Source organism: Mucilaginibacter sp. L196 (genome assembly GCF_009765905.1).
GTDB lineage: Bacteria > Bacteroidota > Bacteroidia > Sphingobacteriales > Sphingobacteriaceae > Mucilaginibacter.
Window position 1 is genome coordinate 21,854 of sequence record NZ_LMUO01000012.1, and the last position, 10,635, is coordinate 32,488.

6 protein-coding genes and 1 pseudogene are annotated in these 10,635 nt (G+C 39.3%); 2 read left to right on the plus strand and 5 right to left on the minus strand.

Going from position 1 to position 10,635, the window contains the following annotated elements; translation table 11 throughout:
- Positions 1-93 precede the first annotated feature (93 nt).
- Positions 94-1,128, plus strand: coding sequence for a sensor histidine kinase (locus tag GSQ74_RS10060; RefSeq protein WP_158992803.1), 1,035 nt, complete (start codon positions 94-96; stop codon positions 1,126-1,128).
- Positions 1,125-1,826: a LytTR family DNA-binding domain-containing protein gene (locus GSQ74_RS10065; protein ID WP_216846713.1), complete on the plus strand. Its 702-nt coding sequence runs from the start codon at positions 1,125-1,127 to the stop codon at positions 1,824-1,826. The genes GSQ74_RS10060 and GSQ74_RS10065 overlap by 4 nt, the downstream gene beginning before the upstream one ends.
- A 264-nt stretch (positions 1,827-2,090) precedes the next feature.
- On the opposite strand, the pseudogene GSQ74_RS10070 reads toward GSQ74_RS10065, so the two are convergent.
- From GSQ74_RS10070 to GSQ74_RS10090, 5 genes and pseudogenes are all read right to left on the minus strand, one after another.
- A pseudogene (locus tag GSQ74_RS10070) lies at positions 2,091-2,636 on the minus strand (DUF4202 domain-containing protein).
- Between the two features lie 147 nt (positions 2,637-2,783).
- Positions 2,784-3,413, minus strand: coding sequence for a hypothetical protein (locus GSQ74_RS10075; protein WP_158992805.1), 630 nt, complete (start codon positions 3,411-3,413; stop codon positions 2,784-2,786).
- Positions 3,414-3,526: 113 nt separating this feature from the next.
- Positions 3,527-4,984: a rubredoxin domain-containing protein gene (locus tag GSQ74_RS10080; RefSeq protein ID WP_254060855.1), complete on the minus strand. Its 1,458-nt coding sequence runs from the start codon at positions 4,982-4,984 to the stop codon at positions 3,527-3,529.
- A 7-nt stretch (positions 4,985-4,991) separates the two neighbouring features.
- Positions 4,992-8,501: a nitrate reductase gene (locus GSQ74_RS10085; RefSeq protein WP_158992807.1), complete on the minus strand. Its 3,510-nt coding sequence runs from the start codon at positions 8,499-8,501 to the stop codon at positions 4,992-4,994.
- A gap of 23 nt (positions 8,502-8,524) precedes the next feature.
- Positions 8,525-9,820, minus strand: a complete 1,296-nt coding sequence (locus tag GSQ74_RS10090) for an MFS transporter (RefSeq protein ID WP_158992809.1) — start codon at positions 9,818-9,820, stop codon at positions 8,525-8,527.
- Between the last annotated feature and the right edge of the window lie 815 nt (positions 9,821-10,635).

Consider the following 10,635-nt stretch of genomic DNA (forward strand, 5'->3'; position numbering starts at 1 on the left):
GTTTTATCAGTCAAAAACATAGTTTTGTCCGCACGGATATATCGTTCGTCATAAAAAATCGCTGAATGGTTGATGTTATAAACAAATTTGAATATGAAAAATAAGATCAACCAGCAGCGCCTGTACCTGCATGCTATATTTATACTGGTTATTTTGGTTAATCAGCCTATATTCTCCGAACTGTATGCCAAAAACTATCATTTCAGCTGGAAGGTCGACTACCAGCCAATACTGCTGTTGTTCTACCTGCTGATTATCGGCTGTACTTATTTTATTGCTTTTGTTTTGCTTAACCTGAAACCCGCATGGTTGCGTATTCCTGCCATGATCGGTATGCTCTTCTTGTTTCCGCTCCTACGCTGGTTTGTTAACCAGCCGCTCAGTGACTGGCTTTTCAGTAATACCGACTATCCTAAAACAACTTCGTTTGGCTATATATATCACGATAACCTGATCTACTCCTTTATTGTGCTACTGCTTGGACTGTTCCTGAAGTTTATGGACGACTGGTTCATTCATGAACGAATTAGATCGGCGCTCGAAAAACAGAACCTGCGCCTGGAACTGGATTTCTTAAAATCACAGGTAAACCCGCATTTTCTTTTTAACACCTTAAATAATATTCAATCATTCATAGTTCAGGATAATAAGCCGAAATCTATCGAACTGATTGGCCGGCTATCTGACTTTATGCGCTTCGCCTTATACGAATGCGATGAAGAATATATTGATCTGGACAAAGAGATCAGCATGCTTAAGGATTATGTGGAACTGGAACGGGTGCGTTGCGATGACCGGGTTAGCATTAGCTTTGTGGCCACCGGTAATTTTGATGATTATAGTATACCGCCATTACTGCTGATGCCCTTTGTTGAGAACGCTTTTAAACACGGTGCAGATAACCAGCTCGACGAAAGCTGGATCAATATCATGATCAGCCTGAAGGATAATAAGCTACAATTAAAGGTAGCCAACAATTTTGTTCCTGATGAGGGGAGCGAAAGGCCGGGTGGTATAGGTTTGCAGAATGTAAGCAAACGCCTGTTACACTATTTCCCGGGTAAACACAGCTTGCATGCCGCAGCAAAAGATTATATTTTTGAAGCCGATCTATCCATCAACTTATGAAAATAATTAACTGTATCATCGTCGATGACGAACCCCAGGCGCGTAAGCTGATGGAAACTTTTGTTTCCCAGTTAGGCAGCTGGAAAATTCTGCGCGTTTGCAGTAACGCCATTGAAGCATTTGAGGCCTTACAATCGCTGCCGGTGGACGTCGTTTTTCTGGATATTAAAATGCCGACCATTACCGGGATCGATTTTCTTAAGTCATTAAAAAATCCGCCGCTGGTGATATTTACTACGGCTTATAATAAATATGCTATGGAAGGCTACGAACTAAATGTGGTTGATTATCTGTTGAAACCGATCTCTATGCACCGGTTGCTACAGGCTGCTGAAAAAGTAGGGGAAAGATTAAAAAACAAAGCAGAAGCGCCACAAACAGCGGCTGAAACCAGCTATATGTTTGTTAAACATGATAATAAGCTGGTAAAAGTGACTTTTTCGGATATATTATATATTGAAGGTATGCAAAACTTTGTGCGTATACATACTGAAACAAAGCAATATCTGATAACCCATACCATGAAAGCGATGGAGGAGATTTTACCAAAAATATTTTTCCGTGTGCACAAGTCTTACATCGTTAACCTGGAAGTGATCACAGCTGTTTTTGGAAACACCATTGAAATAGGCAAAATAGAAATAGCCATCGGCAGCAATTACAGGGTACAATTTATGCGAAAAATAGAAGGTCAATGAAAGCGATGTTCATTACGAAATTTACAGCAATGTTTATCTGATAAGACGCTTGGACAGCACTTGCCCTGCTTTCTTATCCCATTACTACTTCCCCGATACATACAGCGCTTACCATTTGACTATCAACAACTTACAATACTTTAGTTACAAATCAGTAACAATTTTTCAACCTATTTTTAGGTCAATTTGCATTAACAGGAATGTGGAAAACCCTTTACGGGCTAACGAAAAAACAATCAATTTCCAAATGAAAACTTGCCTTCCCTACTTATTTTGTTTGAGGCTATTTAAGGCCTCATTAATATAAACCAGACCCTTTTCTGAACAATTTAAACTGAGCGTAAACTGATGTCCATGGCTATCCATTTTCAATAACGATTTTCTCAATATATTGATCACTTTTTCGGGCGAATGTTTGGGGTAGAAATCTTCATATTGAAATTCAAGAAACACTAAACAGAGTGCGTTTTCTATCGTTTGCACATCAGCATCAATCTTTAGCTTTTGTTTTAGTAGAATTTGCCTTACACGAGCAATTTGCTCATCATCATATCCTACCTCTTTCATAATTGATGATGCTTTTTCGGCATGAAACAATGCAAGGTCTTTGCGCTATTTTAAATAGGCTTCCCTCTTTAAATAGGCTTCCCTCCCATCGGGATAAGTTTCGCGCGGGATTTCCCATCTACCGATATGCTGGCTACGCGATGCTAATAGCAACTCTTCATCCGCATTCGGATCTAATTTCAGCACCCACTCGTATAGTTTTAGCGCTAAAAATATTCCTGCGGATAAGAAAAATCGCCCCATGTAAATACATAGGGGTCTTTCTCGTTATAATTATCAAACGCGTTAAATGCCTGGGCTAACTTGGTCATAACTGAAACTTATTTTCAGCAATAAAAATATGAATTAATCACGTTTAATGGCCTGGCGTTAATTAACAATTTGCAATCGTTAATTAAATGTAAATCCAATTTGCATGTTTAAGCCTAATGATGCTGCTTCGCTATTGCCAAATCGTGTTGGGAGCGATAAGGCTACAAAATAATTAACATCCTTTGTGCGTGCATAAACCTGGTTAAATACCGGTGTAAACCCATACCTGCCATTTGTGTCAAATGCCAGGCGGGAAATAAAAGTAAACCCATGCTCAAAACGGAACATTGTACCAGGGTCGAATAGTATATCATTCATTTTACTTGAGCCTCCGGATGCTTTAATATTGGGCGTAAATTCATAGCTAAATCCAAACTTATCGCTGTATAACACATTCACACCTACCGGGAAACCAATAGTGGTAGTGTGATTGGAAAAATTGGGATCGAATTTTCCTGTTGCCAAAGTCAATGTTTCAAGTGGAAGGATAAAACTTACATAGCCAACTACCTTTGGATAAGCAGATTTAGCTTTTGCTTTTTGATAAAGTGTTCCCTGATACTCAATTGAATCGGGAGGAACTACTTTTACCTGCGCATTTGCAAACTGCGACGTTAGTGCCCCGGCCATAATAATTATCACCATCATAATTTTGAGGCTGATGCGGTTAATGCTTTTTCCTGAACTTGTTTGTAGATTTTTTTTCATGTGTCTTTTTTATTAATTGATATTTAGATGATTAAGTCTTTAGTCGTATAGGCACTGTTATGCTTACAAAAACATAACAAATAATTAAATAGCGATATGTAATGATTGATAACCTAAACCGCATCAACTTGTTTCTCAATTGCTATAAAGCACTCCGCCGTTGATTCGCAAACAGGACATATGTAGTTCTCGATGTTTTTAAATTCTGTTCCTATAGGAACGTTGTTGAATTGATCTCCGTAACTTTTATCGTAGATACTGAGGCAGTTTTTACATTGATAAAGCTCAACAGTTTCAATATAATTTTCTATTTCTGCTTCAGTATCCTGATGTGATAAAACATTACCATCACTTAGTAAACCATAGTAAAAATCACACAATTCTATCAGAGAACGACCAAGGGTATTGGCAGATAATTTTTCTTTATAAACAACGAAATCTTTTGAGTTGGGATTAAAATCGCGTGTATGTAAAATATCAAATAGCCCCGTTCCTGTTTTTTTTATAATGATAGATGCGAGCAGACCGGTTTTGGGTTGCATTTTTATGGCGAAGCAGAGGCGGTAAGTTCGCAGGTCATATTCTTCAAATTCTCGCACCAATTGCTTTTTAAGTTCGAGGCTTTCTTTGCATAAGTTTTCAAGCTGCCAGTTTAATTCATTGGCGGCGTGCCTTACATTTATTCTGTAACTGTTAAGGATCACACCCCAATCTTTACGATCAGCTTCATTTATTCCTTTAATTAAAAAGGATTTCCAGGGTGTGGTGTATAATTGGCCTACACGGGTTTTAAGGCATATGGAGCAAATATCTTTTAAAAACGTAATGGGGAACAATTCATTCCGGCGGTAAATACCGAGCCAATATTTACCATTCAGGTATTTATTAAATCCCTCATAATAAGGCAGCGAAAAATCGGGTAATTTTAGCGGTTCAGCTATCTGTTGATTAACAAACTTATTGCCGGCGTTCACCTTTTCATAAAACAAGTCGAAATTGATTTCAGGCTGATCATAAAACAATTCCCTGCTACCCCAAATAACTCCTTGGGCAACTTTACAAAATGTTGGTATATCATCGGAGTACACCAAACAGGGCCAGCAATACAGATCATTTGTTTTGGGAAACCTGATGTACAGGTACCAATAATTACTTAGGTCTGAACTGATGAAGTTGAAATTTCCGCTAAAAAATGGTACAAAGGTTTGATGCCTATCCACCAAATTAACCTTTAGTTCCGGCTGAAAATTAAACAGATCAAATATGTCCTTATACACACCTTCTTTAAGCCAGCTCTCCGCATTAAAAATATTATCGGTTACATAAGAGCTAATCACATTGGGGAATTGATCGGCATTCAGCTCATAATCTATCGCCGACTGTAGCATGCCCAATTCCAGATCCTCAAGCCTGTTTTTGAGTATACAAAAATACAATTGCTGCCTGTTACCTACACTTATTTCATTTGCGCCTGCATTTTCAGCTATCTGCAATATCTCATAAAGATCCCCGGCCGAGATTACTCCGCCCGGCAGATTAATCTTCACACAATAAGTTTCCATTTTTTCCATACTCCTGTTAAACTATTGCTTTTAAACTTTCTTCCAACAACCGCTTTACTTCGGGCCTGCATGATCCGCAGCCTGTACCGGCACCTGTCGTATCGCACAGTTCCTTTAGCGTATGGCAACCAGTAGCTATTTTATTAAGTATATTTTCGCTTCCCACATTATTGCAACTGCAAACCAGTTTACCCAATACAGGTTCAACTTTATTGCCGCTTCTTAATAACTGTAATCGCTTTTCATTCAGCTCGGTTTTATTGCCTATAAGCGCCCTGAATTCCTGGAACTCGCTTTTATCGCCAATCAAAATAGTACCAATCAGTTTATCCTCATGGATAATGCATTTTTTGTAGTATCTCTTCGCCTTATCAATAAAAACTATTTCTTCGTAAGCTTTGTCATCCGGGCATTCAGATAAGCCGATGCTGCAAAGGTCAAACCCATGTATCTTTATGATATTCATGAATAAACTGCCTTTATAATAGCTTGCAATGTCGCCATTCATATATTTGGCAACCACCTCTGCCTGTTGTTCTGCAGCAGCGGTAATTCCGTACAGTGTACCTTCAAATTCCGCTATTTCGCCAATGGCATAAATAGATGGATCATTGGTTTGCATCCGTTCATTTACAATAACACCTCGTTTTATAGTCAACCCGCAATCCTTAGCAATTTCAAGATTAGGCGTGGTACCTATTGCCAATATCATGGCGTCACAATTTATCTTACGGCCACTTTTTAAGCCGATGCCTGTTAATTTCGATCTCCCGTAAAACAACTGTACTTCATCATCATAATAAATATCGCAACCCTGGTCGGCCATTTCCTCGTGCAATAATTGGCTACCCAACGCATCCAACTGCCTGTTTAAAAACCGTGATGTACGATGAATGATGGTGATCCTGATACCTATTTCGCGCAACGAGGCAGCCATCTCCAAACCCAACAATCCACCACCAACAATAACTACATGGCCATTTTTAGGTACATGCTTTTTAAAGTTATCGGCATCGTTACGGCTACGCATGCTGAATATGCCCGGTAACGACGGTGTGTTTTTAGGTATAGATGCCCGGCTACCGGTAGCCATTAATAAAATATCGTAAGAGGTTTTTATCCCTCTGGAATCCGTAACCTGCTTATTCTCGCGGTCAATTTTCTCAATACTTACCCCCCTTAGCAAACTGATATTATAGCCGGGTTCTTCGCTGTCTTTCATCTTTACCAACTGCTCCCATTTCTGCTCGCCGCTGATATAATCCGGTAACATTACCCGGTTGTAAAAAGGATGGTTCTCTTTGCTGAAAATAGTTATTTCGTCGTCGGGGTTTAATTCCCGGTATGATTTTACAAAGCCGTAAGCTCCAGCCCCTGCACCAATCACTACAATGCGTTGAAATGACTTTGCATATTTTTTCACACTAACAGCACAGTATTTAAAATCAGGTTCTTTAGAAATTGGGTCGACCCGATCGCTGGTTAGATTATTGGCCCGGTTAAGATCACTGCCTAATATTTTACCCCAATGCATCGGCAAAAACACAACACCTTTTTTTATTTGCGGCGATACTTTTGTTTGAACCTGTACATCTCCCCTTCGAGAAGTAACAACGGCAATATCCAGGTTTTTTAAACCTAATATTTCGGCATCAACAGGATGAATTTCTAAAAAAGCCTGCTTATAATGTTGGTTAAGCTTATTTACCTTACCAGTTTTACTCATGGTATGCCACTGATCGCGGATGCGGCCCGTGGTTAATATCAGCGGAAAATCATCATTTGGCAATTCGCTGGTCAGCGTATCGGGAACAGCACTAATAAGCGCTTTTTTTGATGGTCTGTAGAAATTATGATCGGTGAATAAACGAGGTTTACCATCCAGCGGGCCTTTCTTTTTGTAGGGCCATTGTACTGTTTTACGCTCTTTTAATATATCGTAGCTTAAACCGCTTATATCAATATTGGTTTTGGCGGTAAGTTTAACATGCTCGGCATAAATGGCTGCTGGGTTTTCAAAATCAAACCCTTTATATCCCATTTTGCGGGCAAAGCGGCAAATAATTTCCGCATCTGGAATAGCTTCTCCGGGTGGTTCTACAATTTTGTTCAAATAACTTATTCGCCGCTCGGAATTAGTCATTGTCCCCTCTTTCTCGGCCCAAGCTGCAGCAGGGAGTATTACATCCGCATACGCCAGGGTTTCCGGCTTGTTGCTGATCTCCTGCACCACCACAAATTTTGCTTTTTTCAAAGCATCTTCAGCTAAACGAACATTTGGTAAACTAGTTAAGGGATTAGTGCACATTATCCAGATGGCTTTTAAACGTCCATCGTTTAATGCCTCAAACATTTCGGTAGCTGTTAAACCGGGTTTAGGCTGAATGGGTTTTCCTCCCCAAAACTTTTGCACTTCCTCGCGATGCAGGGGATTACCCAAATCACGATGCGCTGGCAGCAGATTAGCTAATCCTCCGACTTCCCTTCCGCCCATCGCATTGGGCTGACCGGTAAGCGACAGCGGACCAGAACCCGGCTTACCTATATGTCCGGTGATCAGGTTTAAGTTAATAAGGCTTAAATTTTTATTTACACCGATGGCGCTTTGATTAAGTCCCATCGTCCACATAGTGATAAATCCTTTAGCTTCGCCAATGTATTTCGCCGCAAGGCGGATATCGCTTTCACTCAATCCGCACGTTTTTGCAGCGTCAAACAAACTATTCTTAAAAACTATTTCGCTATAGGCCTCAAACCCTTCGGCATGATCCTTAATAAAATTAAAGTCGATGTCGCCGTTCTCTATCAGCAACCTGCCAATAGCATGATTAAGGGTAATATCCGTTCCTGGATTTATTTGCAAATTCAGATCCGCATTGGCGCATGAATCAGTAACCCTCGGATCTACTATGATGATTTTTACAGCCGGGTTGGTTGCCTTATGCGCCTCTACCCTGCGCCATAGTATTGGGTGGCACCATGCAGGGTTGCCACCCATTACCAGTATACAATCGGCAAGTTCAATATCATCATAACAAACAGGCACAGCATCCTCGCCCAAAGCAATTTTATAGGCCGCTACGGCGCTACTCATGCAAAGCCTTGAGTTGGTATCAATATTATTACTGCCGATAAACCCTTTCATCAGTTTATTAACTACATAATACTCCTCGGTTAAACACTGGCCTGATGCATAAAAGGCAACCGAATCCGGTCCATATTTATCGATGAAAGTTTTAAATACTGCCGCTGTACGTTCCAGTGCATCGTCCCAGCTAACACGCTGCATCGGCATACTTTTATTGTACCTCATTTGCGGGTACAGCAGCCTATCGCTTTTATCATTTACGGTATAATGCAGGTTAAGCCCTTTGCTACAAAGCATTCCCTTATTAACCGGATGATCTTTGTTACCTATAAGTGTTATGCGTCCGTTTTTTTCTTTATTAACAACCACACCACAGCCAACCCCGCAATAACAGCAGGTACTGGTTAGTTGATTTACTGATTGTTTTTTTAATGCCATAACTTAAATTTTCTCTTCTAGTATTATACCACACCGCTTGCCAGTGGGGTGGCGGCACTTGCTTCCAAAACACTTATTTTCTGAAATCTGGTTATTAACACGATGAATGATACCGCTATTACAATAAACCCTATATAGGTAAAGGCTTGCACGTAAGTAATGGAGTTTGATTTAAATAGGAAGCCAAACATCATCCCGCCAAAATTGCCGCCAGCGCCTACAATACCGCTAACCAAGCCTACATTTTTTGTATTTACAAAAGGCACAATACCATAGGTTGCACCATTTGACATTTTAAGGAAAAGCGCGAACGTTAGCATGGTAATTATGGCCACCATAAGCGAGCCTGCCTGTGCGAATAATATCAACCCAACACCTTCTAAAAACAACACCCCGGCAAGTAATAGGCCTTTGCCACGCATACCGAATTTGCTGCCTACTTTATCGGACACAATACCGCCCAGCGCACGGGCAAACAAATTCATGAACCCGAATATACCCGCCCAAAAACCTGCGGTGCTTTGTGAAAGATGAAATGAATCAACAAAATGCAGCGAGGCCACATTGTCAAAAGTCAGCTCCATACCGAAACACATGGCATAGCCTATGGTTAAGGCCCATATCCTCCAATCAGCTAAAACCGACCAATCTGTTTTTGTTGATTTTCCAACATTATAGCCAACTTCGTCATAATTGCCATTGGGAGTATCTTTAGTGTATTTCCAATATAAAAAGGCAATAATTAGCATCATTACACCGGGTAAAATCATAGCATATCGCCAGGCTTCGGCTTTAGTATAGCCAAAGCCAACTATAGCCGCGAATATTAAGGGCATTACCATATTGGTTACGCCACCGCCCAGATTACCCCAGCCGCCGGTTATGGCATTTGCTGTCCCTTTTAATTTGGGAGCAAACATCATAGAAGTATGAAATTGGGTGATTACAAACGATGCCCCTATTACACCAATAGCTAAACGGAATAATAAAAATGTGGTATAGCTATGCGCCAAGCCCACCAGAAAAACCGGCAGCGAACCGATCAGCAAAAGCCTGATAGCTGTTTTACGCGGACCCCATACATCACATAATTTACCTATAAAAAGCCTGGCAATTATTGTTGCTGATACCGACGCGATGATGCAATTACCTACCTCAGCTTTAGTTAAGTGCAATTCTGCACGGATTGTTGGCATTAATGGCGCCAGGCCAAACCAGCCAAAAAAGCAAACAAAAAACATTAGCCACGTGATATGAAACGTTTTCATTTGCACGCCTTTCAGCGAAAATATATTGAGTTTAGTAAGTTGATTTTCCATAATATTTTAAATTGAAGGGTTATTTAAAATATTATGTGTAGCCGAAAATTGATTGAATGAGAGATATTGGTTAAAATACCAATTTAATATTGTGATCAATCGGCGAAGGAGGGCCTTAATAGGTTGTGTTTCTGTCAGAATGAATGAATAACATGACGAAAACCATAGAAATAGCGCAACTATGCGCTGATTTAATACATTTTTGTACATTTGAGTAAGTTTTTTATTTGTTAAAGCAATGAAAACTGTTTAACCCTGTCTGGGAATGCGACCTCCCGGCAGGGCTTTTTTATGCAATTATATTTCGGTTTTATCCATAGGCTAATAAAATTTGACCTTAATTTTATATTTACTGTGATAAATATAATTAATTTAATGTTTTTAATCAATTTTTAGATTTAAAAACGATCACTTTTATGATAAAAGCAATAAACAATCAAAAAACACCATTCAAAATAAAAAAATTACAATACAAATTATAGTATAGACCATTTACATGATAATAATCACCTTAAAAAGTAATTAAATTACTCATTTAAACAAATCAGCATTATTTATATCATTTTTAAATCAATTATTTAATCACAAACAGACAAATACCTTATATTGCATCACTTATTAATTGCAAAATTTTAAAAAAAAGTAAAAAAATATCCCCCATATGAAAAAAAGCTAATTACATGCGACATGAATAGCTGTTTTTTGTGCAAAAATTGCCTTCCAGAATGGAAAGGGGCAATTGCTACTAACAAAAAGAATTTTTTCGTTAAAAAAAATGAAATAATCTTCCAGGAAGGCGATCCGGTAAAAGGAAT

Bases quoted from the DNA above. Each gene is read 5' to 3' on its own strand.
- GSQ74_RS10060 (WP_158992803.1), top strand. From the start codon at position 94: ATGAAAAATAAGATCAACCAGCAGCGCCTGTACCTGCATGCTATATTT.
- GSQ74_RS10065 (WP_216846713.1), top strand. From the start codon at position 1,125: ATGAAAATAATTAACTGTATCATCGTCGATGACGAACCCCAGGCGCGT.
- GSQ74_RS10075 (WP_158992805.1), bottom strand. From the start codon at position 3,413: ATGAAAAAAAATCTACAAACAAGTTCAGGAAAAAGCATTAACCGCATC.
- GSQ74_RS10080 (WP_254060855.1), bottom strand. From the start codon at position 4,984: ATGGAAAAAATGGAAACTTATTGTGTGAAGATTAATCTGCCGGGCGGA.
- GSQ74_RS10085 (WP_158992807.1), bottom strand. From the start codon at position 8,501: ATGGCATTAAAAAAACAATCAGTAAATCAACTAACCAGTACCTGCTGT.
- GSQ74_RS10090 (WP_158992809.1), bottom strand. From the start codon at position 9,820: ATGGAAAATCAACTTACTAAACTCAATATATTTTCGCTGAAAGGCGTG.